Origin of the sequence: Massilia sp. IC2-477 (assembly GCF_020707265.1) — a bacterium.
Classification (GTDB): Bacteria; Pseudomonadota; Gammaproteobacteria; order Burkholderiales; family Burkholderiaceae_D; genus Telluria.
The window spans coordinates 449,573-476,026 of record NZ_JAJFEQ010000002.1 but is presented as its reverse complement, the minus strand read 5'-3'; the positions used below and the strand labels follow the sequence as shown (position 1 = coordinate 476,026).

Genomic DNA, 26,454 nt, shown 5'->3' with positions numbered 1-26,454 from the left:
TAACGTCATATACCGTAGCAAGCTACTCCTGTCCTCCCGATTCCCAAGGACCCACACCCATGAACGACATCACTCCCGCCGCGAAACTCGACCTGCCGGAGCAGCCGAAGCTGGCCAACAAGGTGCGCTTCGTCACCGCCGCCTCCCTGTTCGACGGCCATGACGCCTCGATCAACATCATGCGCCGCATCCTGCAGTCGAACGGCGCCGAAGTGATCCACCTCGGCCACAACCGCTCGGTCGACGAAGTCGTCACTGCGGCACTCAGCGAAGACGTGCAGGGCATCGCCATCTCGAGCTACCAGGGCGGCCACGTCGAATACTTCAAGTACATGATCGACCTGCTGCGCCAGCGCGGCGGCGCCCACATCAAGGTGTTCGGCGGCGGCGGCGGTGTCATCGTCCCGAGCGAGATCGAAGAACTGCACGCCTACGGCGTCACCCGCATCTTCAGCCCGGAAGACGGCCAGCGCATGGGCCTGGTCGGCATGATCCGCTCGATGCTGGAAAGCTGCGACGTCGACCTTTCGTCCTACGCCCCGAGCTCGATCGAGGCGCTGAAACAGGGCGACATCGCCGAGCGTCACCGCCCGCTGGCCCAGCTGATCACTGCACTGGAAAACGGCAAGGCGGACGCCGGCCTGCGCAAGCAGATCGTGGGAGCGGCCGACACCATCAAGGCGCCCGTGCTGGGCATCACCGGCACCGGCGGCGCCGGCAAGTCCTCGCTGACCGATGAACTGATCCGCCGCATTCGCCTGGACCAGGGCGACCGCCTCAACATCGCCGTCATCTCGATCGACCCGTCACGCCGCAAGTCGGGCGGCGCCCTGCTGGGCGACCGCATCCGCATGAACGCGATCAATCCCTGGAACGGGCAGGCGCGCGTGTTCATGCGCTCGCTCGCGACCCGCGAAGCCGGGTCTGAGATCTCGCAGGCGCTGCCGGATGTGATCGCCGCCTGCAAGGTGGCGGGCTTCGACCTCGTCATCGTCGAGACCTCGGGCATCGGCCAGGGCGACGCCGCCATCGTGCCGCACGTCGACACCTCGATGTACGTGATGACCCCGGAATTCGGCGCCGCTTCCCAGCTCGAGAAGATCGACATGCTGGACTTCGCCGACTTCATCGCGATCAACAAATTCGACCGCAAGGGCGCCCAGGACGCACTGCGCGACGTCGCCAAGCAGTACCAGCGCAACCGCGAACTGTGGAGCCGCCAGCCGGACGAGATGCCGGTGTTCGGCACCCAGGCCTCGCGCTTCAACGACGACGGCGTGACCGCCCTCTACCACGGCCTGCTGCCGAAGCTGGCGGAACTGGGCCTGAAGGTGGAAGCGAGCAAGCTGGCGCCGCCGACCCAGAAGTACTCGAGCGGCAAGAACGTGATCGTGCCGCCCGCACGCGCGCGCTACCTCGCCGAGATCGCCGACACCGTGCGCGGCTACCACCGCAACGTCAAGAAGCAGGTACAACTGGCGCGCGAGCGCCAGCAGCTGAGCGAAACCAAGCGCATGCTGGCCGCCGCCAATCGCGACGTGGTGCTGGACGACCTGATTACCGAGCGTGACAACGCCATGGAAGGCGGCGCCAAGAAGCTGCTGGCCATGTGGCCGGACATGCAGGCCGCCTATGCCGGCGACGATTACGTGGTGAAGATCCGCGACAAGGAAATCCGTACCCGCCTGGTCCAGAAGACCCTGTCGGGCAACCCGATCCGCAAGGTCGCCCTGCCGAAGTTCGAAGACCATGGCGAAGTCCTGCGCTTCCTGATGCTGGAAAACGTGCCGGGCTCCTTCCCTTACACGGCCGGCGTGTTCGCCTTCAAGCGCGAAGGCGAAGACCCAACCCGCATGTTCGCGGGCGAAGGCGATGCTTTCCGCACCAACCGCCGGTTCAAGCTGGTGTCGACCGGCATGGACGCCAAGCGCCTGTCCACCGCCTTCGATTCGGTGACCCTGTACGGCGCCGACCCGGCCCTGCGTCCGGACATCTACGGCAAGGTCGGCAACTCCGGCGTGTCGATCGCAACGCTCGACGACATGAAGGTGCTGTACGACGGCTTCGACCTGTGCAGCCCGAGTACGTCCGTCTCGATGACCATCAATGGCCCGGCCCCGACCATCCTGGCGATGTTCATGAACACTGCCATCGACCAGCAGATCGACAAGTTCGTGGCGGACAACCATCGCCAGCCGACCGACGACGAAGCGGCCAAGATCAAGGATTGGGTCCTGATGAACGTGCGCGGCACCGTGCAGGCCGACATCCTGAAGGAAGACCAGGGCCAGAACACCTGCATCTTCTCGACCGAGTTCTCGCTCAAGGTGATGGGCGACATCCAGGAATACTTTGTCCATCACCAGGTGCGCAACTTCTACTCGGTGTCGATCTCGGGCTACCACATCGCCGAAGCGGGCGCGAACCCGATCTCGCAGCTCGCCTTCACGCTGTCGAACGGTTTCACCTTTGTCGAAGCCTACCTGGCGCGCGGCATGCACATCGACGACTTCGCCCCGAACCTGTCCTTCTTCTTCTCGAACGGGATGGACCCGGAATACACGGTGCTGGGCCGCGTGGCGCGCCGCATCTGGGCAGTGGCGATGCGCGACAAGTACGGCGCCAACGAGCGCAGCCAGAAGCTGAAGTACCACATCCAGACCTCGGGCCGCTCGCTGCACGCGCAGGAGATCGACTTCAACGACATCCGCACCACGCTGCAGGCGCTGATCGCGATCTACGACAACTGCAACTCGCTGCACACCAACGCCTACGACGAAGCGATCACCACGCCGACCGACGAATCGGTGCGCCGCGCTTTGGCGATCCAGCTGATCATCAACCGCGAATGGGGCCTGGCGAAGAACGAGAACCCGAACCAGGGCGCCTTCATCATCGACGAACTGACCGACCTGGTCGAAGAACAGGTGATGCAGGAATTCGAGCGCATCGCCGAACGCGGCGGCGTGCTCGGCGCGATGGAGACCGGCTACCAGCGCGGCAAGATCCAGGAAGAGTCGATGCTCTACGAGCACCAGAAGCACGACGGCACCCTGCCGATCATCGGCGTGAACACCTTCCGCAATCCGAACGGCGCGGGCGCCCCTGCGACCATCGAACTGGCCCGTTCCACGGACGACGAGAAGCAGTCGCAGCTGACCCGCCTGGAAGCCTTCCATACGCGTAACGCAGACAAGGCCCCGGCCGCCCTGGCCGCGCTGCAGCAGGCCGCGATCGACAACGAGAACGTGTTTGCCAGGCTGATGGACGCGGTGCGCGTCTGCTCGCTGGGCCAGATCACGACCGCGCTGTTCGAGGTTGGCGGCCAGTACCGCCGCAATATGTAAGTTTCTAGCGGCATCCTCCCGCGGCAGCGTCGTGGCCAGCGCCACCACGCTGCCGCTGTCGTTTTGTCCAATTCCGTGGCCGCCGACCGCGCCGCTGGCCTAGAATGGACTTGCCACCAACAGCGGAGTCCACGCATGCCGATCCAGCCCGAGCAGCTCGCAGCCCTGATGCGCGAAGTCGAACAGGAAGACCCGATCGATTTCGCCGATCTCCCCTTTCCCGAAGACGAACTGCGCGAGCTGGTGGCGAATCACCTGTGCGAAATGGCCGGCGCGATGGAGAACTTCTCCACCGAAGACCGCCTGATGACGCTGCTCGCCGTATCGGCCAAGCTGGTGCTCGAAAACCTGGTCCTGCACGTACAGTTGTTGCGCCGCCACGGCCTGCCGGTGGGCGAGAATGTCGAAGCCCTGCTGAGTCGCCTGCGCAAGCCCTGAAGCCCTCCTCGGCTAGAGCCGTAAGGCCCTTCGTGTAGGGCCTTACCCCCTCGCGTGGGGCTGCAAATCGCAGCGAACTGCTGCTATCTTTCTGCAAATCAACAGTCATCCCCGCTCAAGCTCGCACAATAGCAACAGACGAAGGCTATTTGCGCGTACGGATGAGTTGACGGCGTTTCTGGCGTATTCCTTGGGGTATTATTAACAGTCGGGAAACTTCGCTTGCCCCCAATCCAATGTTTACGCAAGCGCCTTCATCAAAGGGAAACACAATGCCGGGTACTCTCTCCAAGAAACAACTTGCCGTTGCCGTCGTTTCTGGCGCCATCCTGCTGAGCGCAGGCATGGTCGGCTGCAGCCGTACGCAGACGACGGAAGAGCTGCTGACGGAAGCACAGAATTATGTCCAGAAAGGCGACCGCAAGGCGGCGCTGATCCAGCTTAAGAACGCAGTGGCGCAGAGCCCGGAAAACGTCGAAGCGCGCCTGCGCCTCGGCAACCTGTCGCTGGAAACCGGCGACATGGCGTCGGCAGAAAAAGAATTCCGCAAGGCGGCCAGCCTGGGTGCTGCGCCCGAGAAGACCCTGCCGCAACTGGCGCGCATTCTCTTCTTCCAGGGCAAATACAAGGACATCCTCGACGAAGTGACGCCGGAGAAGGCCAAGGGCTCGGCCGAGCTGCTGGCCCGCCGCGGCGACGCCCACCTCGGGCTGGGCGAGCGCGACAAGGCCAAGGAAGCCTATGACGCCGCCCTGGCCGTCAACCCGAATTCGGGCGACGCCCTGATCGGCATGGCGCGCCTGGCGGTGATGAACAATGACCTGCAGACTACCGAGCGCCTGGTCGACGAAGCCACCACCCGCGACGCGCGCAATGCCGAAGCCTGGATGATGAAGGGCAACCTGCTGCGCAGCACCGGCAAGTCCAAGGAAGCCCTGGCCGCATATGACAAGGTGCTGGAGATCAACCCGGTGCATCGCAGCGCCTACGTCGAGAAAGCCTATGTCCACATCGGCACCAACGACCTGGCCGCGGCCAAGGCCGACCTCGACGCTGCCCGCAAGGAGATTGGCAGCGACCTGAACATCACCTATGCCCAGGCCCTGCTCGACTACACGGGCGGCAAGAATGCCGAAGCAAAAGATTCCCTGCAAAAGATCCTGAAAGTCGCCCCCGAGCACATGCCAAGCATTCTGCTGTCCGGCGCCGTCGAGCTGAACCTGGGCGGCAACCAGCTGGCCGAACAGCACCTGCGCAAATACCTGGAATCGAATTCGAACAATGTCTACGCCCGCAAGCTGCTGGCCCAGGTCCTGCTGAAATCGAACCAGCCGACCGAAGCCGCCGCGGTGCTCTCGCCAGCCTTGAAGGAAGGCGGCCAGGATGCCCAGCTGCTGGCGCTGACCGGCCAGTCCTACCTGCAGTCGCGCGATTTCGCCAAGGCCTCGGCCTACCTGGAGCAGGCCAGCGCGCTGGCCCCGGGCGCGGCCAGCATCCGTACTTCGCTCGGCCTGTCCAAGCTGGGCCAGGGCGACTGGGACAAGGCGATTGGAGAGCTGGAACGCGCCGCCACCCTCGACCCGAAATCCACCGATGCCGGCGTCGCCCTGGTCCAGGCCGAGCTGCGCCGCGGCCAGTACGACAAGGCCCTGGCGGCCGTGCAGGCGCTGGAAAAGGCCCAGCCGGACAACCCGCTGGTCCACAACATGAAGGGCGGCGTCTACCTGGGCAAGCAGGACATGAAGAGCGCCCGCGCCGCCTTTGAAAAAGCGGTAGCGCTGAACCCGACCTATTTCCCGGCCGTGTCCAACCTGGCGCGCCTCGACATCGCCGAGAACAACCCGGCCGGCGCCCGCAAGCGCTTCGAAGCCATGCTGGTCAAGGACAAGAAGAACATCGATGCGCTGAGCGCCCTGGCCGCAATGGAACTGCAGCAGGGCCGTAGCGCGGAAGCCGGCACCTGGCTCGAGAAGGCGCAGTCGGAAAATCCGCAGGCGATCGCGCCGGCAGTCAACCTTGGCGCCCACTACCTGCGCAACAAGCAGGCCGACAAGGCGCTGGCGCTGGCACGTAAGATGCTAGCAGTAGAGCCGTCCAATCCGGAACTGCTGGACCTGCTGGGCCAGGCGCAGATCGCGACCAAGGACTATCCGGCAGCGCTCGAGACCTTCAGCAAGCTGGCGGCAGCCACGCCGAAGTCGCCGGCGGCGCAGATGCGCCTGGCTGCGGTGAACATGCTGATGAAAAACGATACGGCGGCTTCCGACAACCTCAAGCGCGCGCTGTCGCTGGAGCCGAAGTTCATGCAGGCACGCGTGGCCCAGGTGGAACTGGCCATGCGTAACAACAAACCGGAAGAGGCGCTGGCGGTCGCCCGCCAGGTCCAGAAGGATGAGCCGAAGGCCGCACTTGGTTTCCAGCTGGAAGGCGACCTGCTGTTGGCACAGCAGAAGCTGGCCCCGGCCCTGGCGGCCTATGAAAAGGCCTACGCCTTGAGCAAGGCGCCGGCCGACCTGATCAAGATCAGCGAAATGCTCAAGCGCAGCGGCAAGGAGGGCGAAGCCCAGGCCCGCCTGGTGAAATACCACGCCGCCAATCCGAAGGACCAGATTGTCGGGCTGGTGGTGGCCGACAGCTACCTGGCCAAGCGCGAGTACAAGCAGGCGATCGCCAGCCTCGAGAGCGTACTGAAGGCCAATCCGTCGAACGCCGCCGCGCTCAACAACCTGGCCTATGCCTATCAGCAGGAAAAGGATGCGCGCGCCCTGCCGACCGCCGAACAGGCCTACAAGCTGGCAGGCCAGAACCCGGCAATCATGGATACGCTGGGCTGGATCCTGGTTGAAAAAGGCGATACGGCGCGCGGTGTCGACCTGCTGCGCAAGGCGGTCGCCGCGGTGCCGGACGCACCGGACCTGCGCTACCACCTGGCGGCCGGCCTGGCCAAGGCCGGCGACAAGGCCGGCGCCCGCAAGGAACTCGAAAAGACTCTCGCATCCGGCAAGCCGTTCGCATCGATGGACGACGCCAAGACCCTGATGCGCCAACTGTAAGCCCGGGGCGGCGGCCAAGGCCGCCGCCCTCCCGTTCCGTCTCAATCCTGAAGCCTGACCATGACTTCCATTACCCAAGAACAAGAAGAGTGCGAACCAGTCCGGAGCGGCTTTGTCAGCCGCCTCGTCGACCATCTGGTCGGCAAGCGTGACATCCTGATTCCCTACTTTTCTTTTCAGAGGGTCATGAAAGGGAATATGGAATCCTATGTGCTCAAGGAGATCTACAAGCTCCGCTACGAGGTCTATTGCCTGGAACGGCATTACCTCGAAGCGGGCGATTTCGATAACGGCCAGGAAACTGACGAGTACGACGACTGCTCGACCCACTTCGCGGCGTACACGCTGAACCAGGACATTGTCGGCACGGTGCGACTGGTCCAGCCACATGATGGCCAGCCCTACCCCTTCGAGACGCATTGCAGCCCGTTTCCGGAATTTTCCTATCCGCCACGCGAAAATGCAGCCGAGATCTCGCGCCTGGTCGTCAAGAAGACGCACCGCCGGCGCCGTGGCGACTCGATGGAGGGTATTTCGCAGGATTTCATGGAAAAAGGCAGCACGAAGACGATTAAGCCGAAGTCAACCGTGCGGCGCGACAAGCGTGGCAATAGTCCGCTATTATTGCTCGGAATGTACCGAGAGATGTACCGCCATAGCCGCCAGAACGGCATTCGTTACTGGTATGCGGCGATGGAAAGGTCACTGGCGCGCTCGCTGGAAAAAATGGGGTTCAAGTTTGTGCCGATTGGTCCGCAGGTCGATTATTACGGCCCGGTCACCCCTCACATGGTCGACTTGAATGACCTGAACGAGCGCTTGAAGAGGGAAAACAAATTCCTGGCAGCGTGGTTCAACGATGAACCGATCCCCCTATGGATCCTGGTGAAAACCTTGATCGGAAATTTCTGGGAGGAACGAGCCAAGAAAAAATAACTAGGGTCCAAGACTGGACGATTACCAAAAGATGGACAACGGAAAAGCCCGCGTCGATCCAGACGCCTTCCTGTCCCGTGTTGAATTCGGGGCACATCAAGAAACAATCGACCACGACAATCGCAAGATTTTCCGCGCCTTCCGGCCCGGCCATAGCGCCAACAACGTCCCGGGCGATATTTTCCGGTTGCGGCACCAGGTGTACTGCCTGGAATGCGCCTTCCTCCAGCCCGACCAGTATGTCGACGGCATGGAACTCGACGACTACGACGATTCCTCGACCCATTTTGCCGCCTATACGATGGACGAAAAGCTGGTCGGCGCCGTGCGCCTGGTCCAGCCGCAGGAGCCGAAACCCTATCCTTTCGAGCTGCACTGCGAGGTGTTTACCGATTTCGAGATGCCGGACCGCGAGCAGGCGGCCGAGATCTCGCGCCTGGTCGTCAAGAAAAGCCACCGGCGGCGTCGCGCCGACAGCGTGCTGGGGGTACCGGGTTTCATGCCAAGCAACGAGCCGGCCATCGAATTCGATCCGGCGGTCGACCGGCGCGACCGCACCTCGCCGATGTTACTCCTGGGGATGTACCGCGAAATGTTCCGCCACAGCGAGGAAGCCGGCATCCGCTACTGGTTCGCGGCAATGGAGCGTTCGCTCGCCCATGCGCTGAAGAAGATGGGATTCCGCTTCATGGCCATCGGCCCCGAAGCGAATTATTACGGCTCGGTCACGCCTTATGTGCTCGACCTGCACGACCTGCGCCGCAAGCTGGTCATGACCAATCCCACGCTGGCGGCCTGGTTCAGCGAGAAGCCGCCCGTGGTCGAACACGCGCACCCGACGCGCGTGCACGTGGTGCGCAAAGCGGAATTAGGCAGCGATATTAACTAGCTTGGTGGTGTGGTTGCGGAAGCTGTGCACCACCATGTTCGGCGAGGCCGGCACATCCATTCCCGCCAGCATGTCGTGCATCATCGCCACCGCCAGCGCCGCTACCGTGAAGCTGCCCACCGCGATCTGCGATGCCGGGCAGGGACGGCCGTCTTCCATGATGGTCAGGGCCTTGGCCACCTGCTCCACCACCTGGCGGTCGAGGTGGGCGCCGATGCGGCCCATGATCTTGCCGAACACGTTCGCATAGCTGGCATCGCCCTCGCCCTGGGCGTGCTGGACGTCGTGCGCGATGACGTCGGCCAGCGAAGCGCTGGTGCCGGCCGGGAAATACAGCACGCCGGCGCCGAAGCCAATCGACAGCGCGGTGAACACCGCCTTCTTCTGCTCGCGCGCATTGGTATGCAGGGCCAGGATGGCTTCCAGGTCGAGGAAGTCGATGGTGTCGAAGATGATGTCGACGCTGCCGACCAGCTGCTGGGCGTTGGTGGCGTCGAGGTTGGCCTGCACCGCTTCCACTTTCGCTTCCGGATTGATGCGCAGGATGTGCTTCTTCAGCGCCTGTACCTTCGGGCTGCCGATATCGTCGAAGTCATAGAACTGGCGGTTCAGGTTATGCGCGTCGACGGTATCGCCATCGATCAGGATGAACTCGGAAAAACCCATGCGCGCCGCGCAGATGGCGGTCGATGCACCCAGGCCGCAACCGGCAATCAGAAGGCGCGTGCTGCGGATCTTTGCCTGGGTCTCGCTCGAGACATAGCCATTGTTACGGGTGGTAAAAGTATCGTAGTCGAAAGCATTGGTCATGGAAGCCCCTGTAGAGAATGCCGGGGTGCTACGCGCGCCGCCGGTTTGCTATTAACGCTAGGCATCTTGCCATTTTTCGGGCACAGCAGCCAGCTTTTCCGGCGCTCCCGGCCGTTCTGTCGGCATTACTTACAACGGCATGCGAGGCGGCCGCGGAATATGCACAGCAAATAAACAAAAGACCGGAAGCAGGGCCGAATATTTCTTCCAAGGCAATCTTTTTTTACTATATCGTTTCCTTTTGTTAACTAACCCTCTTGAGCCTGTCGGTTTACTTTACAGCGCGCTTCACGTGGGGACATGCATATTTAGCTGATCCGGTAGATATCCTTAAGAATCAAGTACTTACCGATGATTTTTGATGGCTGGCACACCCCTTGCTTAATATCCATTGTCGCTCCCCGAAGCAATACACCAACACTCTGGAGATTAGAATGAAACTGAAACACCTGATTACGTCGCTGGCCCTGGGTTTCGCTGCAATCTCGGCATCGGCAACTCCGCTGGACGCACTGACCGGCAACCTGAACATCAAACTGACCGGCCTGACCACCGAATCGAACCGTAGCGCCGGCAGCAACGAAAGCACCTGGGGCGTCGGTAACATCACCTCGATCAGCGGTACCGGCGGCCAGCAGTGGTACGCAGGCGCATCGGATGGTTCCTACCTGTACTACATGATCTACGGTATCTCCGACCAGAACATCGTGTTCGATTCGACCACCGGCAAGTTCAGCATTTACAACATCGGCGCGACCGGTGGTGCAGCTGACGGCCAGATCCACCTGGACATCTACCGTTCGAACGTCAACCTGCTGGAACTGACCTCGAACTACAACGCTTCGCCGAGCCAGCGTACCGGTTTCGACAGCTTCTCGCTGTTCGCCGGCATGGAAAAATACCTGGAAGTCGTGTTCGGCACCGGCAAGCAGCTGGTTGACGTCGAAGGCGGCACCAACCCGAACGCCGACGAACGCCTGGCTACCCTGACCCAGACCGCTACCTCGGCAACCCTGCCGGCAGCCGGCGAAGGCCAGTTCTTCGGCGACGTCGTGGGCGGCACCGCTGCAGCCCAATGGGATACCAACGGCCAGTTCGGTCACGACCTGGACGGCAAGTTCACCCTGAGCACCAACGGCGCGAACTTTGGTTCGGGCACCTGCTCGCCGGCAGAAGTGGCCAACAACACCTGCTTCACCGGCCTGATCAACGACCCGATCCGCGCCAACAAGGTTCCGGAACCAGGTTCGCTGGCTCTGCTGGGCCTGGGCTTCGCCGGTCTGGCTGGCCTGCGCCGCCGCAAGGCAGCCAAGTAATTCAGCTGCAGCATTCCCGCCTCGCGGCGGGATGCCAAAGCAAAGACAAAGGGCGGAACCCGCATGGGTTCCGCCCTTTGTCGCATCATGATTCAGGCGGTGCGCCCGGATTCCTGGATGGCGCCGCCCAGCTGGCCGATCAGCTCGGTCGCGGCACTGACGATCTGCGGCGCGGCAAAGCCGGCGCGGGTCATCTCTTTATAGAAGGAACGCGCCAGGATACGCGCCACGTCTTCCGGATTCTGGTAGGCGGTGGCGTCGGCGCCGCTTTGCTGCGCTTCGCGCACCAGCGCCATCTGGGCAAAGCGCGAGGCCAGCAGGCCCTGCAGCTGGATGGTCTGCACCGATTTGCCGATGAACAGCGCGGTCACCTCGAGCAGCTGGAGTTCGGTCTCGCTGAAGGCAACCCCGGTGACGTTCAGTACGCCCACGATGCGCCCGTCGATGCGCACCGGCGCCGACATCAGGGCCGGCACCGCGGCGCGCCGGCGCCGGGCCAGGCTGGCGAATTCGGAGCGGGCGATGTCTTCCACCAGCAGCGCGCGGCCGCTGGCCAGTACCCGGCCGCAGATCCCCTCGCCGCTGCCGACCAGGGCGTCGGCGGCATCCGGCGGCATGTCGCCGGCGCTGGCGCAGACCCGCATGCGCAGGTCGTCCGGCGCGTCGCTGCTGAGCAGCATGACCGAGCAGCTGGTCGCGCCGACCAGGCGCCGCGCCAGCTCGGCATGGCTGACGAGGTTGTCGTCGAGGGAGCCGCTGGCCAGCAAGTCCTGCACATCCTGCAAGCGCAACAGGTGCTTCGCATCATTGTTCATGGATCGCCTTTCCAGGGTCAACGCGCTGCCGGCAGAAGCCGCCTGTTGATGATAGGTTAATTCAATCCTTGCAACAAGTCAGATCGCCTGCGCCGGCTCATCCTGCGTGCGCGGTGACAGGACGGCCTTGTGGAACAGGTGGCGCGCCAGCATCAGCGGTGGCATGCGCAGCCAGTTGCCGCGCAGGTAGAGCACGCCCAGGGCAAGCGGGCTCAAACGGTCGGCGCAGCTGGGATGGGGCGGCAACAGGGCGCGCAGGAACAGCGCGTCCATCAGGGCCAGCAGCGGCGCCGTGGGGCGGCCGGCCGCAGCCGCATCGGCCAGCACCCCGGCCGGCACCGGGGTGCCGAGCAGGCGGCCGCAATAGCGCAGCGCGTAGAACAGCGGGCGCGCCAGCTGCAGCTGCACGGCGCGCGCCACCAGGCCATCCCAGAAGCCGGGCGCGGCGCCGAAATGCAGCAGCAGCCGGTGCAGGTCGAGCAGGTCGCGCAGGCCGTGGTGCCACTCGCCTTCCGAGAACAGGTGGGTGGCGCTGTGCAGCAGCATGTCGTGCGGGGCCAGCGTGTGCAGTCCCGGGCGGCCCGGGATCGGCAGCGCGGCCGCGCGCAGCAGCGCCGGATCCGGGCGCACCCGCGCCGTCTCCGGCAGGATCGCATGGTGCACGTCGATGGTATTGCCGCGCCGGATATGCTCCATCGGCGGCAGTTCATGCATCCATTCGCGGTAGTAGCGCTGGTCGTAGGCATCCTGGTGGGTGCCGGCCCAGCCGTGCATCAGGAGCGCCGCTTCTACCTCGGCCAGGCGCTCCTTCGGCACCAGGATGTCGACGTCGGAAAACATGCGCCCTGCTGCGGGCGGCAAGCCGGCCATGACATAGGCGCTCCCCTTGAGCAGCAGCAGCGGCAAGGCGAGGCCGTCGAGGGCGTGTCCGATCCGGTCGACCTCGAAACGCAGCGCACGCCGGTGGCGCTCCAGCAGCACCCGGCCCCAGGCGAAGTGTTCGCGCGCCGCCGCCGGCACCGCCTGTGCCAGGCCGGCGTCCTCGAGCAGCAGGCCCAGGGTCGCGACCAGGTCGCCGTGCCCGGCCTGGCGCAGCAGCAGGTCCCAGCCGCCGGCATCCAGGCTGCGCACCCGTTGCGGCGCGCGCAGCACCTCGACCAGCACCGGCAGAGCGCTCATGACTCCCCCGCCAGGCGCTCGAACAAGGCGATCGCCTCGTCCAGCTCGCTGTAGCAGAAATCGAAGCCGGCGCAGGCGTCGACCAGGCGCGCCAGCGCGTCGAAGCCGGTCGCGCCCAGCACCGTGTAGTTGAAGGCATTGTCCGCCACCCGGGTGAACAGCCGCGCCTTCGCTACCCCCTCGATCCGGACCGGCGCGCCGGCCTCGTAGCGCGGAAACACGATATGGCTGGCCTGCGCCGTCGTCTCCGCCGCGGCGACGCTGGCCCGCGGCGCGCGCATGTGGGCGATGGTGCCCTTGCTGGTTTCCGGCACCGCTGGACCGAACACGGCTTGCGGATCCCAGGCCTGGATCACGCCGATCGAGGCATTCTTCAGGCTGACCGGGCGCGGCAGCGGCACCAGGGCCAGGTCATGCGGGCGTACCAGGGTCAGTTCGTCGGACAACAGGCGCCAGCCGCGGCACACCAGCGCAGCGCACAGGGTACTCTTGCCGGAGCCGGGCGGCGCCGGGAGGATGAAGGCGCGTCCGTTGCGCTCGAGCACGGCGGCGTGGATGACCAGGTAGCTGTGCGCCTTGTTCGACACGCACCAGTTCATCACCCATTCGAACATTGGATGGGCCTGGCTAAGGGGCAGCGGCTTGAAGGGCCGCAGGCCGTCCTGGTCGAAGCGCACCTGGGGCCGCAGCCAGCGGCGCCAGCCGTGGGTAGACGCGAAATGCAGCTGAAAGTCGGCGAAGCCCTCCTCGTCGACCGGATAGTCGGCATACAAGAGGGAGATGGTGTCGACCAGCGCGTGGATGTCGGTGCGGATGCGGCTGCGAAACGGGCCGGTGCGCAACACCAGGCCGGGGCCGTCAAAGCGCCGGCGCAGCTCGCCTGGCGACAGCGAGGAAAGGCTCAGCATGCTTCGACCAGGTCGAGGCGCACCAGGCTGTCGAGCAGTTCGGCCAGCTGGTCGGGCAGTTCAGTCTCGTCGACATCGAAGGCGGCGCGCAGGCTGTCGGCCAGCGCATCCTGGCCCGCGGGTCCATCGCGCAGGACCTCCAGCACGCACAGCGCCGCCGTTCCCAGGTGATGGGTGGCGCCGGACAGCTCATTGAACAGGACCGCTTCGTCGTCCCACTCGCGCCAGCGCAGGGACTGTCCCGGAATGACACGCCACATCGGCCAGGGCCGTCTCAATCGTGCGTGGCTTCCAGGTAGCGCTTGGTCTGCTCGGCGCTCCAGAACACGCCCTTGGCCGGCTGGTAGTAGCCCTGGTTCTGGATCTGGTTCCACATCTGCTGCAGGGTCGGTACCGACAGGAAGCCGATGCGACCCGACAGCACGTTCAGGTAAGTAGCGACCAGTTGCATGCCGAAGTTGTACTTGTCGAAGTCGCAGCCGCGCACGATTTCGTACAGGGTCTTGGTCGCGTAGGTCTTGGCGTACTTCGAGCTGCAGCCGAATACGTCATCGAAATCCTTGCCGATCGAGCAGGGCCAGGCGCCGGTGTGATTCTTCCAGAAACCTGGCGACTTGCCGACGCACTTGGGCGGCGACTTGGCGTAATTGCTGTTGAGGCCGCCGGAAAGCGCACCGGAAGGCGAGACGCACACCATGGTTTTCATAGTGGCCCGGCTGTCCACGGACCACAAGACGCTGGCCGCGCCCAGGCCGGCCTTGGTCAAGCGGCGCCGCGCGCTGCCACGCGAAGTCAGGGTCGGCGCCTCGGAAGCACGCGTTTGTTGGTCTTCGGTCGACACGGGTTCGATCCTCTTGGTTGGTTACGCAGGGATAGCTGCATTTCACTTAAGCAAGAAATATGCCTTCCCGCTATCGCTGTTTGAAAAGCCTTTCAAAAACAGGGACCTACGGCGATCAGCAGCAAGCCTATTCCGGCAGTCTAACGACTCGCGCAGCTACTGTGTAAAAAGTTTCGACAGTTATCAGAAAAAGCTTTCGGGCACGACCAGAATGTCGCCGGGACGCATCGTCATGTTGGCCGAGATATCGCCGTCCTTGATCAGGTCATCGAGACGGACTTGCATTTTCTGCTGCTTGCCGTCGATCGTGCGGATGATCGTGGCGCGGTTGCCTGCGGCGAATTCAGTGACGCCGCCGACGGCGATCAGGACATCCATCAGCGACATGTCTTTGCGATATGGCAGCGCTTGGGGACGGGTCGCCTGGCCGATCACGCGGATCTGGTCGTTGTAGTTGCCGACGAAATTGGTCACGACCACGGTCACCACCGGCTGCTGGATGAACTTGGCAAGCGCGCCTTCGATGTCGCGCGCCAGCTGGGTCGAGGTCTTGCCCGCCGCCGGCAGGTCTTCCACCAGCGGCGTGGTGATCTTGCCGTCCGGACGCACCGGCACCGACATCGAGACTTCCGGATTGCGCCAGACGATGATGTTGATATTGTCACCCGGGCCGATCAGGTATTCCGGGTTGATGGCCGGCGTGTTGTCCACGACTGTTGGCGTACTGGTGCAGCCGCCCACTACCAACAGGCAAGTAATGGCAACAGCCTGGGCTGCGCGCTTGATCTGGTGCGTCATTTTCGTGCTCACGTCAAGAAATCCCCTGGTTTGCGTGGGCCGCAGCCATCCGTTCCGGGGCCGCTGGCGGGCGCTCTTTATGTCGAGCCCTATTTTATACCATAGCACTTAGGCAACCTCGTGCACGCCTGAAATACTAAGGGCTTCTTTGCAACAGTTCGCGTACATAACGCACCGGAATCGCATAGGTGATCCCGCTCGGGTCCGACACCGCGCTTTCCTTTAGACCTTTCAGGTACACCATGTTGATGACGCCGACTACTGCGCCCTTGTCCGGATCATAGAGGGGACTGCCGCTGTTCCCAGGATACGCAGTGCCGTCCAGCTGAAAGATCCCGAAAGGATTGCGCTGGAGCTGGGAAATAGCGCGCGCATCGAGTTGGCGCGAATTGAGCGAAGGCCGCACCGCCGGCGTGATCGCCGCCAATGTGGCGCGGTGGGTGGCCGCATGCAGGCCGAGGCGCATGCCCAGCGGATAGCCGGTAAACGCCAGCAACTGACCTTCGGACACGGTATCGTCGCCGTCCAGCACCATCGCCGGCAGCGCCGCGCCGGACAAGCGCAGATGGGCGAGGTCGTGCTCGCGGTCCAGGCCGACCAGGCGCGCAGCCCGGAAGCCGATCGTTTCCACACCATTCCCCACAACGATACCGAGCTCTTCCATACGTGCCGAGTCCATACGCTCGGGAATCACGTGCGCGTTGGTGATGATGCTTAATCCATCTCCGACGACGAAGCCGGTACCCGTAAAGATAACCGCCGGCTGGCGCGTCTTGAGCTGGGTGCCGATACCGACTACCGATGGCTTGATCCGGGCCACGGTCGCCGGCAATGCGTCCGCCGCAGATGCGGCCGAAGCCGGCAGAGCCGCCGCGCCAAGCCCTGCGAAACTCAGTAGAAGCGTGCTGCTGCAGCGCCGCAAACACTTCCTAATAGAAATCAATTGTGTGGCCACTTTTGCATTCTCGACATTAAAATAGGCATTTGATACAGAGCAATTGTTGTTATTAAGGGCCGCATGCGGGCACGTTGCCCGGCACGCTTAGCTTGACTGTAGAAAACATTTTATCAGCTGTAACGTTGCCATATTGGAACGAATTCCTGATAATTGAAGCAAATTGTGCGCCAAAATCGTTGATCTTGGGAATTTGTGTTGCATGTGACGGCTTTTTCGTCGCCTGATCTGTACATTTTTCCGGCCCGCAATTGCAATTGCTCAGTCAACAAGCGATCATGCAGTTTGTTTATTGATTGGTAGACCTGCGCGCGCGCAAGTCGTTAAGGCGAGATTCATGACATGGCAGATATCACAGCCGCAATCCTTACCTTCCTGAAAGCAATTGGGAAATACCGCTGGCATGCGGTCTTCATTACCTGGGTCGTTGCCGTCGTCGGCTGGGCAGTGGTACTGAAACTGCCTAACCAGTACGAGGCCTCGGCCCGCGTCTACGTGGACACCCAGAGCATCCTCAAGCCGCTGCTGTCGGGCATGACCACACTGCCTGCCGTCGAGCAGCAGGTGATGTTCATGCGCGGCACCCTGTTCAGCCGCCCGAACGTCGAAAAAGTCATGCGCATGGTCGACCTCGATGTCAAGGCCACCGACAGCAAGCAGCACGACAAGCTGGTCGATGAGCTGATGTCGAGGATCAGGCTCGGCGGCACCGAGCGCGACGACATCTACACCATTACCTATACCGGACCTGACCCGAAACTGGGCAAGGACGTGGTACAGGCCTTCCTGCAGATCTTCGTCGAAGGCGGTTCGACCGGCAAGAAACAGGATTCCGACAAGGCGGTCCAGTTCATCGATGACCAGATCCGCAACTATGAGGAAAAGTTGGCCGCGGCCGAGAACAGCCTGAAGGAATTCAAGATTCGCAACGTCGGCATGCTGCCGTCGGAAGGCGGCGGCGACTACGGCGCACGCATGGTGGCTGCCAGCGAGGCGCTCAACAGTGCGCGCCTGGAGCTGGCCGAGGCCGAGCAGGCGCGTAATGCCTTGCGCCGCCGCGTCGCGGGCGAAACTGCGCCGGGCGAGACCGTGGCGCCGCTTGCCAATCCGGAACTGGACGAGCGCATCGCCGCCGTCACCAAGACCCTGGACAGCCTGCGCACCCAGTACACCGAAGCCCACCCCGACATCGTCGCCAATGCGCGCCTGCTCGACCAGTTGATCGCACGCAAGAAGGATGAGGCGAAGAACCGCAAGCCGAGCGCTGACCCGGGCGCCGGCTACAGCCCGATGTACCAGCAGCTGAACGTATCGCTGGCGGACGCCGAGGCGCGTGTCGCCTCGCTGCAGGCGCGCGTCGCCGAGTTCTCGAACCGTGTGGCCCAGCTGCGCTCGCGCAGCAGCCAGGCGCCGGAGGTCGAGGCCCAGCTTGCCCAGCTCAACCGCGACTATCAAGTCAACCGCGAGAACTACCAGAAACTGGTCGAACGCCGCGAGTCGGCCAAGCTGTCCGGCGACCTGTCCTCGGTCACCGACGTGCTGAGCTTCCGCGTGATCGATCCGCCGACTGTGCCCACCACGCCAACCGGCCCGAACCGTCTGCGCCTGTTCTCGCTGGTGTTCGTGTTCGCCCTCGGCGCCGGCCTGGCTGCCGCTTTCCTGATGAGCCAGCTGCGCCCGACCTTCCTCAGCCAGGCCACCCTGCGCGACGCCACCGGCCTGCCGATCCTCGGTTCGATCAGCATGAACTGGACGGGCGCACAGACCATCCGCCGCAAGCGCCGCCTGTATGCACTCGGCACCGCGATGCTGGTGCTGTTCGGCCTGTATGGCGCCGGCGTCGCCGCCATCCTGGTGCGCCCGACCGGCCTGTAACGAATACAAGGAGCAGACGTGAGCATTATCGAAAAAGCGGCGCGCCGCATCGACCTCGAGCGCGGCCAGGCGCCGGTCCCGACGGCTGCGCCGGCACTGGACAGCGGCATCGAGATCCTGGAGCCTGCGCCGAGCACCCCACCGGCCCTGCCCCCCGTGGCGAGCGCTGCCGTGGATACGGCCCCGGCGGCACCGGTCCTGCCGGCGCTCGACGCCCCCCGCGCGGCGCCCGTGCGCCACAACACCCGCAAGGTCGAGCTCGATCTGGCGAAGATGCGCGAGATGGGCATGGTCACCGCCGCCGGCGGCCGCACCAGCCTGCTCGAAGACTTCCGCATCATCAAGCGTCCGCTGCTCAAGCGCGCTTTCGAGGAGCAGGCGGCCAAGGGCAATCCGGGTAACCTGATCATGCTGACCAGCTCGCTGCCGGGCGAAGGCAAGACCTATTGCGCGATCAACCTGGCGATGAGCATCGCGATGGAACTCGACCACACCGTGCTGCTGGTGGATGCCGACGTGGCGCGTCCTTCGGTGCTGCGCACCCTTGGCCTGCCGGCCGAGCGCGGCCTGATGGACTTGCTGGTGGACGACAAGCTCGACGTCTCCGACGTCCTGCTGCGCACCAATGTCGACACCCTGAGCATCCTGGCGGCCGGCACCAGCACGCCGCGCGCCACCGAACTGCTGGCCAGCTCGACTATGGCCAACCTGGTCAACGAGATCGCCAACCGCTATCCGGACCGGATCGTGATCTTCGATTCGCCGCCGCTGCTGCTCACCAGCGAAGCACGCGCGCTGGCCTCGCACATGGGCCAGATCGTGGTGGTGGTCGAAGCCCAGGGCACGACCCAGCACGCGCTCAAGGAAGCGCTGCACCAGCTGGAAGGCTACGACAACGTCAACCTCATCTATAACAAGACCAGGGACATTCCCGGCATCGAAGAAACGTATGACTATCACTATGGCTAAAGACGGACGCCTGCGCGCCGTCTTTCGGCCGCGCCTGGCTCCGCTGGCGATCGCGGCGATGCTGGCCTCGGCGCCCAGCCATGCCGACTGGCGTATCCAGCCGACACTGAACCTGAACGAAAGCTACACGGACAATATTGCGCTCAACGACAAAGCGAACGAGAAGGCGCAACTCATTTCCGAGCTCAATCCGGGACTGATCATCACCGGCACCGGGCGCCGTTTCCAGTTCAACACGGTGGCGCAGTGGCACCATTTCGCCTACAGCAACGACCGGCTGGACAATACGCTCGACCATACCTTCGACTTTGCGCTCAATGGCCGCGGCGAGCTGCTCGACGACTTCCTGTTCGTCGACGTCGCCGCGACCCAGACACCGCGCAGCGTGCTGGCCTTCGGACCACAGGTGGAGGGCACGCCCTACCTCGGCGACAACCGCGTCGACGTGCGCACCTGGCGCATCACGCCCAGCCTGCGCCACCGTTTCGGCAATGTCGCGCAGCTGGACATGAGTTACTCGCGCGACGGCGTCGACGCGGGCGAGTTCGACCCCTTCAGCAATACCATCGGCGACACCGTGTCCGCCAACCTGAGCAGCGGCCCATCGCAGCGCTCGCTGGGATGGAGCCTGAACCTCATGCGCCAGGAGCTCGATAGCGACTTCGGCGGCGATACCTCGACCGAGATGGCCTCTGCCTCGCTGCAGTACGCACTGACCCGGCGCCTGGCACTGACCGCCAGCGCCGGCTACGACAGCTATGATTTCCCGACCCTGCGCGAACGCAACGCGGGCCGCAACTGGTCGGTCGGATTCGACTGGTCGCCCTCGCAACGTACCCGCGTGAATGCCTCCATCGGCCGCCATTTCTACGGCCAGACCGGCAGGCTCGACGCCAGTCATCGTAGCCGCCATACGGTCTGGAAGATCATCTACGGCGACGGCATCACGACCAGCCGCCAGCAGTTGCTGCTGCCCTCGACCATCGACACGGCAGCCCTGCTCGACAGCCTGTTCGCGGCCAGCATCAGCGATCCGCTGCTGCGCCAGCAGGCAGTCGCCAATTACATCCGCAATGCCGGCCTGCCGCCGAGCCTGGCCAACGACATCAACTACCTCAGCAACCGCTACATCCGCCAGCGCCAGCTGCAGGCCGTGAGTGTCTACACCAAGGGGCGCAGCACCGCCGCCGCGACCCTGTTCAGGACCGAACGCATCGCCCTGTCGAGCCAGCAGAGCGACAGTCCGCTGCTGGGCAACCAGCTGGCGAACCTGAACGACAACGTGCGCGAGCAAGGGGTGAACCTGAACTACGCCTACAAGCTGAATCCTCGTTCGAACCTGAACGCGGCGACTTCGTATTCGCGCAGCCGTTCGATCACCACCGGCATCGAAGACGAGCGGAGCTACTTCCGCATCGGCTATACCCGCGAACTCGGCAAGTCGCTGCGCGGCGTGGTCGAATTGCGCCACCAGCGCGGCACTTACGGCTTCAATGACAGCAGCTATCGCGAGAACGCGATCAGCGCCGGCATTTCCGCACAGCTCTAGGAGCCAGCAAGCATGTACGAAACCTATTACGGACTGTCCGCCAAACCCTTCCAGCTGCGGCCGGACCCCCACTTCTTCTTCGGCAGCAAGGGCCACAAGCGCGCCATGGCCTACCTCGAGTACGGCCTGTCGCAGGGCGAGGGCTTCATCGTCATCACCGGTGAAGTCGGCGCCGGCAAGACGACCCTGGTACGCAACCTGCTCAACAAGATCCCGACGGACCAGATCGTGGCCGCCCACATCGTCAACACCAGCCTCGATCCGGAAGACACGCTGCGCATGGTGGTCTCCAGCTTCGGCCTGCCCTACGAGGGCGCCAGCAAGGCCGAGCTGCTGAACCGCCTGGAACAGTTCCTGCGCGGCGTCGACCGCCAGGGCAAGCGCGCCCTGCTCGTCATCGACGAAGCCCAGAACCTGAACGCGCGCACGGTGGAAGAACTGCGCATGCTGTCGAACTTCCAGACCGACGACCGTTCGCTGCTGCAGACTTTTCTGCTCGGCCAGCCGGAATTCCGCGCCACCCTGCACAGCCCCGGCATGCAGCAGCTGCGCCAGCGCGTGATCGCCAGCTACCACCTGGGCCCGATGGATGCGCAGGAAACCCGCGCCTATGTCGAGCACCGCCTGGCCACGGTCGGCTGGAAAGGCGATCCCGCCTTCGACGAGGGCGCGCACGCCGCGATCTACGCCTACAGCGGCGGCATCCCGCGCAAGACCAATACGCTGATGGACCGGGTGCTCCTGATGGGCTACCTGGAAGAGATGCACGCCTTCACCGAAGCCGACATCACTGAGGTGGTGCGCGACATCTCCGAGGAATACCAGCTGCCCGACGCGGTCGGCACGCCGGACGCCGGCGCCCTGCCCCAGGACGGGCTGCGCAGCATGGACCAGCGCACCGGCGACCGCCGCGCCGCCAGCGTCGAGGTGCTGGACGAACGCATGATGCGCCTCGAAAAGTCGATCGTCTCGGTACTGTCGATCCTGAAGAAAATCGTCGCCACGCCCCAGGGCGCGGCGGCCCAGCACATGGACAACCAGGAATGAAACTCTACGCCCCCGCTCCGCGTCCCCTGCCGGCTCCCGGAGAGCGCATCAAGAATGCGATGACCTGCGACGTCGAAGACTACTTCCAGGTCTCGGCCTTTGCCCCCTACATCGACCGCGACTCCTGGCCGTCGCGCGAATGCCGGGTCGAGGCCAACATGGAACGCATCCTGGCGATCTACGAGCGGCACGGCGTGAAAGCCACCTTCTTCACCCTGGGCTGGATCGCCGAGCGCTACCCCGCCATGGTGAAGCGCATCGTGGCCGCCGGCCACGAGCTGGCCAGCCACGGCTACGGCCACCTGCGCGCGTCCGACCAGACGCGCGCCCAGTTCGACAACGACATCCGGTCGAGCAAGGCGCTGCTGGAAGACATCGGCGGCCAGGCCGTGCTGGGCTACCGCGCACCGAGCTTCTCGATCGGCCACGCCAACCTGTGGGCCCTGGAGGCCCTGCAGGAAGCCGGCTACCGCTACAGCTCGAGCATCTACCCGATCGCGCACGACCACTACGGCATGCCGGATGCGCCGCGCTTCGCGTTTTACCCGCACGGGCCGGACGGCCTGCTGGAAGTCCCGGTCACCACCGTCAACATGCTGGGCCGGAACCTGCCGGCCGGCGGCGGCGGCTACTTCCGCCTGCTGCCCTACGCCCTGTCGCGCTGGATGATGCAGAAGGTGAACCGGGAAGACCGCCAGCCGGCCCTGTTCTATTTCCATCCCTGGGAACTCGACCCGGGCCAACCGCGCCCGCAGGGCCTGGACGCCAAGTCGCGCTTCCGCCACTACGTGAACATCGAGCGCATGGAGAGCCGCCTCGAGCAGCTGGCGCGCGATTTCGCGTGGGACCGCATGGACCGCATCTTCCTCGAACAAAAATAAGCCTCAGCCATGAACTCGATCATCGAAGCCGCCCAGGCCAAGCGCGCCGCCCCGGTGCTGGCCACCGGACCGCAAACGCTCCACCTCCTGCAGCCGCACGAATACGGCCGCTGGGACGCTTTCGTGCGCGCCTGCCCGGACGCCACCTTCTTCCACCTGTCCGGCTGGCAGAAGGTGATCGAGCAATCCTTCGGCATCAAGACCTGGTTTTACTACGTCCAGCAGGACGGCCAGATCCAGGGCGTGCTGCCCCTCGCCGAGATCAAGAGCCGCCTGTTCGGCCACTCGCTGGGCGCGATGCCCTTCTGCGTCTACGGCGGGCCGGCCACGCTGGACGAGGGCGCGCGCCGCCTGCTCGACGAGGCCGCCGACAAGCTGGCGCGCGAACTGGGCGTCGGCCACCTGGAATACCGCTGCATGCAGCGCATCCATCCGGACGATCCAAGCTGGCATACCAAGGAGCTGTACGTCACCTTCCGCAAGGAGATCAGCCTTGATGACGAAGCCAACCTGAACGCCATCCCGCGCAAGCAGCGCGCCATGGTGCGCAAGGGGATCAAGCTGGGCCTGAAGGGCGTGGTCGAAAACAACGTCGACCGCATGTTCGAAGCCTATGCCAACAGCGTGCTGCGCCTGGGCACCCCGGTGTTCCCGAAAAAATACTTCGCCCTGCTGCAGCAGACCTTCGGGGACGAATGCGAGGTGCGCAGCATCTACACGGGCGACGACCGCCTGGTGGCCTCGGTGCTCTCCTTCTACTGGCGCGACGAAGTGGTGCCCTACTACGGCGGCGGCATGGACCTGGCGCGCGAAGTGGCCGGCAACGACTTCATGTACTGGAACCTGATGCAGGCAGCGGCCGCGCGCGGTTGCCGCATCTTCGACTACGGCCGCAGCAAGCTGGGCACCGGCGCCTACGACTTCAAGAAGAACTGGGGCTTCACCGCCGAGCCGCTGCCGTATGAATACAAGCTGTATGCGTCCGACAAGCTGCCGGATAACAATCCGCTGAACCCGAAGTACCAGCTGTTCATCAAGATGTGGAAGAAACTGCCGCTGCCGGTGGCGAACTTCCTCGGCCCCTACATCGTGCGCAACCTGGGATAAGACGTGGAAGACCTGCTGCTCCTGATCCACCGGATCCCCTACCCGCCCAACAAGGGCGACAAGATCCGCTCCTACCACCTGCTCAAGCACCTGGCGCGCGACTACCGGGTGCACCTGGCTACGTTTGTGGACGACGCCGACGACTGGCAGCACGTGCCGACCGTGGAGAAGATGTGCGCCAGCAGCCATTTCGCCAGCCTGAACCCCCTGCTTTCGCGGGTGCGCAGCCTTGGCGCGCTGGTCAAGAACCGCTCGCTCTCGCTCGACTACTACCGCGACGCCACCATGCAGCGCTGGGTCGACCAGACCGTCAGCGCGCACAGGATCGAGCGCGTGCTGGTGTTCTCTTCCGCCATGGCGCAGTACGCCGACAAGTACCCGAACGCGCGCCGCGTGGTCGATTTCTGCGACGTCGACTCGGACAAATGGCGGCAGTACGCCGAGAAGAAGTCCTGGCCGATGAGCTGGCTGTACCGCCACGAGGCGCGCCAGCTGCTGTCCTACGAGCGCCAGGTGGCGCGCGACTACGACGCCTCGCTGTTCGTGTCCGAGCCCGAGGCAGCCTTGTTCCGCCAGCTGGCGCCCGAGAGCGATGCGCGCATCGGCTTCTTCAGCAACGGCGTCGACACCGACTACTTCTCGCCCGCGGCCGCCGGCCCCTCCCCCTTCAAGGAAGGCGAACGCGCCATCGCCTTTACCGGCGCCATGGATTACTGGCCCAACGTCGACGCGGTGCAGTGGTTCGCCGCGGACGTGATGCCGCTGCTGCGCGCGCGCTTCCCCGACCTGGTGTTCTACATCGTCGGCGCGCGCCCGACCCCGGCCGTGCTGGAACTGGCCAGGCAGCCCAACATCGTGGTGACCGGCACCGTCCCCGACGTGCGGCCCTACATCGCGCACGCGCGCGCCGCGGTGGCGCCGCTGCGCATCGCGCGCGGCATCCAGAACAAGGTGTTGGAAGCGATGGCGATGGCCACCCCGGTGGTGGTGTCGCCGCAGGCGCTCGAGGGCATCGAGGCCGAACCGGGCAAGGAGCTGGTGCTGGCGCAGGACGCCGCCGGCTTCGCCGACGCGGTCGCCGCGTTGCTGGCGCGCAGCGGCAATGACATTGGCCTGGCCGCACGCGCCAGGGTCGAACGCAAGTACAGCTGGCCGAGCAACCTGGCCTGCATCGGGGAGCGACTCGAATGCATCTGACACCTCCACCCGGCGTGATCAAGGCCGGCATCGACGCGCCCGCGCAGCCGGCGCGCGCCAACTACCTTCCGCTGGCGCTGGCGCTGCTGGCGCCCTTCCTGCTCTACCTGGGCACCGTGCGCTCGATGGTGGACACCTGGAACAGCTCGGAAACCTTCGCCCACGGCTATGTGATCCTGCCGATCAGCCTGGCCCTGATCTGGCGCCAGCGCGCCTGGTTCGGCCAACTGCCGGCCCAGCCCTGGCGCCCGGCCCTGGTCCTGCTGGCCGGCGCCGGCGCCGCCTGGCTGGCCGGCCGCATCGCCGACGTGCAGGTGGTGATGCAGTACGCCTTCGTCTCGATGTTCCCGCTGGCGTTTCTCGCCCTGCTGGGTCCGCGCCTGGCCGCGAAATTCACCTTTCCCCTGCTGTTCCTGCTGTTCGCGGTGCCCTTCGGCGAGATCTTCGTCGGGCCCCTGATCAACTACACCGCCGACTTCACCGTGTGGGCGGTGCAAGCCACCGGCATCCCGGTCCTGCGCAACGGCACCCGCTTCGAACTGCCGAGCGGCAGCTGGTCGGTGGTCGAGGCCTGCAGCGGTATCCGCTACCTGATCTCCTCGATCACCCTGGGCTGCCTGTACGCCTACCTGACCTACCGCTCGAATGTGCGGCGCGCCGTCTTCATCGGCCTGTCGATCGTGGTCCCGATCGTCGCCAACTGGCTGCGCGCCTACGGCATCGTGATGATCGGCCACATGAGCGGCATGGAACTGGCCACCGGCGTCGACCACCTGGTCTACGGCTGGCTGTTCTTCGGCGTGATCATGTTCATCATGTTCTGGATCGGCAGCTACTGGCGCGAGGATGAGCAGCCCATCGCTGCCGCGCCGGCCGCCGCCGGCCGGGTGCAGGGCGCCGCCCGCCCGCTGATGCCGATGGCGCTGGCCGTCGTCGCCTTGTGCGCCGTGTGGCCGGCGTTTGCCGCCTTCAACGAACGCGCCAACCACAATGCGCAGGAAGTGGCCCTGCCCGAACCGAAGCTGGGCTGGCCCTACGCCGCCGGCTTCGCCGACTGGGAAGTGCGCTACATGGAACCGGATGCGCGCCTGGCGCGCGCCTACAGTGCGCCGGACGGCCGTCCGGTCAAGCTGCAGCTGCTGTACTACCGCAACCAGAGCAAGCAGAAGGGCCTGATCAGTTCCGTCAACCGCTTGGCGGGCGAAAAGGACGTCTGGCACGAGACTGCTTCCAGCGTCCGCACCGAAAGCGCCGGCGCACGCACGCTGGCGCTGCGCGAAACCGTGCTGGACGGCGGCGACAGCCCGCTGGTGGTCTGGCACCTGATGTGGATCGACGGCCAGTACACCGCCAGCAACGTGGCCGGCAAGCTGCGCCAGGCCCAGGCCAAGCTGATGTTCCACGGCGACGACGGCGCCCTGGTGGCGATCGCCGCCCCGGCCGCGGACGGCGAGGAAGCGGCGCGCGCCGCGCTGCGCGTCTTCCTGGCGCAGAACTTCAACGCGGTCGACGCCGCGCTGGTGGCGGCCCGGGGACGCTGAAGC

22 protein-coding genes are annotated in these 26,454 nt (G+C 64.5%); 14 read left to right on the top strand and 8 right to left on the bottom strand.

What is annotated here, in order from left to right; translation table 11 throughout:
• The first annotated feature begins 59 nt into the window (after window positions 1-59).
• From icmF to LK542_RS05520, 5 genes are all read left to right on the top strand, one after another.
• Window positions 60-3,347: a fused isobutyryl-CoA mutase/GTPase IcmF gene (icmF, locus tag LK542_RS05540; RefSeq protein WP_227811121.1), complete on the top strand. Its 3,288-nt coding sequence runs from the start codon at window positions 60-62 to the stop codon at window positions 3,345-3,347.
• A 135-nt stretch (window positions 3,348-3,482) separates the two neighbouring features.
• Window positions 3,483-3,785 carry a hypothetical protein gene (locus tag LK542_RS05535; protein WP_227801607.1) on the top strand — a complete coding sequence of 101 codons (303 nt, stop codon included), beginning with the start codon at window positions 3,483-3,485 and terminating at the stop codon, window positions 3,783-3,785.
• 272 nt (window positions 3,786-4,057) lie between these two features.
• Window positions 4,058-6,838 (top strand): XrtA/PEP-CTERM system TPR-repeat protein PrsT, encoded by a 2,781-nt coding sequence (prsT, locus tag LK542_RS05530; RefSeq protein ID WP_227811120.1) that lies wholly within the window; start codon window positions 4,058-4,060, stop codon window positions 6,836-6,838.
• A gap of 60 nt (window positions 6,839-6,898) precedes the next feature.
• Complete coding sequence (locus tag LK542_RS05525; RefSeq protein ID WP_227801605.1) at window positions 6,899-7,774, top strand: PEP-CTERM/exosortase system-associated acyltransferase; 876 nt, start codon at window positions 6,899-6,901, stop codon at window positions 7,772-7,774.
• A gap of 31 nt (window positions 7,775-7,805) precedes the next feature.
• Complete coding sequence (locus LK542_RS05520) at window positions 7,806-8,663, top strand: PEP-CTERM/exosortase system-associated acyltransferase (protein ID WP_227801603.1); 858 nt, start codon at window positions 7,806-7,808, stop codon at window positions 8,661-8,663.
• Here LK542_RS05520 and LK542_RS05515 read toward each other — a convergent pair.
• Complete coding sequence (locus LK542_RS05515) at window positions 8,643-9,473, bottom strand: ThiF family adenylyltransferase (RefSeq protein WP_227801602.1); 831 nt, start codon at window positions 9,471-9,473, stop codon at window positions 8,643-8,645. The genes LK542_RS05520 and LK542_RS05515 overlap by 21 nt on opposite strands.
• Before the next feature lie 434 nt (window positions 9,474-9,907).
• Between LK542_RS05515 and LK542_RS05510 the strand changes: the two genes are divergently transcribed.
• On the top strand, window positions 9,908-10,789 hold the full coding sequence (locus tag LK542_RS05510; protein WP_227811119.1) for a PEP-CTERM sorting domain-containing protein: 882 nt from the start codon (window positions 9,908-9,910) through the stop codon (window positions 10,787-10,789).
• Between the two features lie 92 nt (window positions 10,790-10,881).
• Here the strand turns inward: LK542_RS05510 and LK542_RS05505 are convergent, their stop codons facing one another.
• The 7 genes from LK542_RS05505 to LK542_RS05475 form a co-directional block, all read right to left on the bottom strand.
• Complete coding sequence (locus LK542_RS05505; protein WP_227801600.1) at window positions 10,882-11,604, bottom strand: GAF domain-containing protein; 723 nt, start codon at window positions 11,602-11,604, stop codon at window positions 10,882-10,884.
• A gap of 78 nt (window positions 11,605-11,682) precedes the next feature.
• Window positions 11,683-12,783 (bottom strand): nucleotidyltransferase family protein, encoded by a 1,101-nt coding sequence (locus tag LK542_RS05500; protein WP_227811118.1) that lies wholly within the window; start codon window positions 12,781-12,783, stop codon window positions 11,683-11,685.
• Window positions 12,780-13,691: an HprK-related kinase A gene (locus tag LK542_RS05495; protein WP_227811117.1), complete on the bottom strand. Its 912-nt coding sequence runs from the start codon at window positions 13,689-13,691 to the stop codon at window positions 12,780-12,782. The genes LK542_RS05500 and LK542_RS05495 overlap by 4 nt, the downstream gene beginning before the upstream one ends.
• Window positions 13,685-13,951 (bottom strand): HPr-rel-A system PqqD family peptide chaperone, encoded by a 267-nt coding sequence (locus tag LK542_RS05490; RefSeq protein WP_227811116.1) that lies wholly within the window; start codon window positions 13,949-13,951, stop codon window positions 13,685-13,687. The genes LK542_RS05495 and LK542_RS05490 overlap by 7 nt, the downstream gene beginning before the upstream one ends.
• A 14-nt stretch (window positions 13,952-13,965) precedes the next feature.
• Window positions 13,966-14,532 (bottom strand): hypothetical protein, encoded by a 567-nt coding sequence (locus tag LK542_RS05485; protein ID WP_227811115.1) that lies wholly within the window; start codon window positions 14,530-14,532, stop codon window positions 13,966-13,968.
• 183 nt (window positions 14,533-14,715) lie between these two features.
• Entirely contained in the window at window positions 14,716-15,330 is a 615-nt protein-coding gene (locus tag LK542_RS05480) for an XrtA/PEP-CTERM system exopolysaccharide export protein (protein WP_227801639.1), read from the bottom strand.
• A gap of 136 nt (window positions 15,331-15,466) precedes the next feature.
• Window positions 15,467-16,162: a serine protease gene (locus LK542_RS05475; RefSeq protein ID WP_227811114.1), complete on the bottom strand. Its 696-nt coding sequence runs from the start codon at window positions 16,160-16,162 to the stop codon at window positions 15,467-15,469.
• Between the two features lie 465 nt (window positions 16,163-16,627).
• Here LK542_RS05475 and LK542_RS05470 point away from each other — a divergent pair, with 465 nt between their 5' ends.
• The 8 genes from LK542_RS05470 to xrtA are packed head-to-tail and all read left to right on the top strand — an operon-like array spanning window position 16,628 to window position 26,451.
• Window positions 16,628-18,160, top strand: a complete 1,533-nt coding sequence (locus tag LK542_RS05470) for an XrtA system polysaccharide chain length determinant (RefSeq protein WP_227811113.1) — start codon at window positions 16,628-16,630, stop codon at window positions 18,158-18,160.
• An 18-nt stretch (window positions 18,161-18,178) separates the two neighbouring features.
• Complete coding sequence (locus LK542_RS05465) at window positions 18,179-19,129, top strand: XrtA-associated tyrosine autokinase (protein WP_227811112.1); 951 nt, start codon at window positions 18,179-18,181, stop codon at window positions 19,127-19,129.
• On the top strand, window positions 19,110-20,678 hold the full coding sequence (locus LK542_RS05460) for a TIGR03016 family PEP-CTERM system-associated outer membrane protein (protein WP_227811111.1): 1,569 nt from the start codon (window positions 19,110-19,112) through the stop codon (window positions 20,676-20,678). Before LK542_RS05465 ends, LK542_RS05460 begins: the two co-directional genes overlap by 20 nt.
• 12 nt (window positions 20,679-20,690) lie before the next feature.
• Window positions 20,691-21,725, top strand: a complete 1,035-nt coding sequence (locus LK542_RS05455) for an XrtA/PEP-CTERM system-associated ATPase (RefSeq protein WP_227801590.1) — start codon at window positions 20,691-20,693, stop codon at window positions 21,723-21,725.
• Entirely contained in the window at window positions 21,722-22,606 is an 885-nt protein-coding gene (locus LK542_RS05450) for an XrtA system polysaccharide deacetylase (RefSeq protein ID WP_227801588.1), read from the top strand. The genes LK542_RS05455 and LK542_RS05450 overlap by 4 nt, the downstream gene beginning before the upstream one ends.
• Window positions 22,607-22,615: 9 nt before the next feature.
• Window positions 22,616-23,713, top strand: coding sequence for a FemAB family XrtA/PEP-CTERM system-associated protein (locus tag LK542_RS05445; RefSeq protein ID WP_227811110.1), 1,098 nt, complete (start codon window positions 22,616-22,618; stop codon window positions 23,711-23,713).
• A 3-nt stretch (window positions 23,714-23,716) separates the two neighbouring features.
• A complete protein-coding gene (locus tag LK542_RS05440; RefSeq protein WP_227811109.1) occupies window positions 23,717-24,910 on the top strand; it encodes a TIGR03087 family PEP-CTERM/XrtA system glycosyltransferase in 1,194 nt (397 codons plus the stop codon).
• Window positions 24,901-26,451, top strand: a complete 1,551-nt coding sequence (xrtA, locus tag LK542_RS05435) for an exosortase A (RefSeq protein WP_227811108.1) — start codon at window positions 24,901-24,903, stop codon at window positions 26,449-26,451. Before LK542_RS05440 ends, xrtA begins: the two co-directional genes overlap by 10 nt.
• The last annotated feature ends 3 nt before the right edge of the window (window positions 26,452-26,454 follow it).

Excerpts from the sequence above, each read along its gene's own strand:
- icmF (WP_227811121.1), top strand. The coding sequence starts at position 60 with ATGAACGACATCACTCCCGCCGCGAAACTCGACCTGCCGGAGCAGCCG.
- LK542_RS05535 (WP_227801607.1), top strand. The coding sequence starts at position 3,483 with ATGCCGATCCAGCCCGAGCAGCTCGCAGCCCTGATGCGCGAAGTCGAA.
- prsT (WP_227811120.1), top strand. The coding sequence starts at position 4,058 with ATGCCGGGTACTCTCTCCAAGAAACAACTTGCCGTTGCCGTCGTTTCT.
- LK542_RS05525 (WP_227801605.1), top strand. The coding sequence starts at position 6,899 with ATGACTTCCATTACCCAAGAACAAGAAGAGTGCGAACCAGTCCGGAGC.
- LK542_RS05520 (WP_227801603.1), top strand. The coding sequence starts at position 7,806 with ATGGACAACGGAAAAGCCCGCGTCGATCCAGACGCCTTCCTGTCCCGT.
- LK542_RS05515 (WP_227801602.1), bottom strand. The coding sequence starts at position 9,473 with ATGACCAATGCTTTCGACTACGATACTTTTACCACCCGTAACAATGGC.
- LK542_RS05510 (WP_227811119.1), top strand. The coding sequence starts at position 9,908 with ATGAAACTGAAACACCTGATTACGTCGCTGGCCCTGGGTTTCGCTGCA.
- LK542_RS05505 (WP_227801600.1), bottom strand. The coding sequence starts at position 11,604 with ATGAACAATGATGCGAAGCACCTGTTGCGCTTGCAGGATGTGCAGGAC.
- LK542_RS05500 (WP_227811118.1), bottom strand. The coding sequence starts at position 12,783 with ATGAGCGCTCTGCCGGTGCTGGTCGAGGTGCTGCGCGCGCCGCAACGG.
- LK542_RS05495 (WP_227811117.1), bottom strand. The coding sequence starts at position 13,691 with ATGCTGAGCCTTTCCTCGCTGTCGCCAGGCGAGCTGCGCCGGCGCTTT.
- LK542_RS05490 (WP_227811116.1), bottom strand. The coding sequence starts at position 13,951 with ATGTGGCGTGTCATTCCGGGACAGTCCCTGCGCTGGCGCGAGTGGGAC.
- LK542_RS05480 (WP_227801639.1), bottom strand. The coding sequence starts at position 15,330 with ATGACGCACCAGATCAAGCGCGCAGCCCAGGCTGTTGCCATTACTTGC.
- LK542_RS05470 (WP_227811113.1), top strand. The coding sequence starts at position 16,628 with ATGGCAGATATCACAGCCGCAATCCTTACCTTCCTGAAAGCAATTGGG.
- LK542_RS05460 (WP_227811111.1), top strand. The coding sequence starts at position 19,110 with ATGACTATCACTATGGCTAAAGACGGACGCCTGCGCGCCGTCTTTCGG.
- LK542_RS05455 (WP_227801590.1), top strand. The coding sequence starts at position 20,691 with ATGTACGAAACCTATTACGGACTGTCCGCCAAACCCTTCCAGCTGCGG.
- LK542_RS05450 (WP_227801588.1), top strand. The coding sequence starts at position 21,722 with ATGAAACTCTACGCCCCCGCTCCGCGTCCCCTGCCGGCTCCCGGAGAG.
- LK542_RS05445 (WP_227811110.1), top strand. The coding sequence starts at position 22,616 with ATGAACTCGATCATCGAAGCCGCCCAGGCCAAGCGCGCCGCCCCGGTG.
- xrtA (WP_227811108.1), top strand. The coding sequence starts at position 24,901 with ATGCATCTGACACCTCCACCCGGCGTGATCAAGGCCGGCATCGACGCG.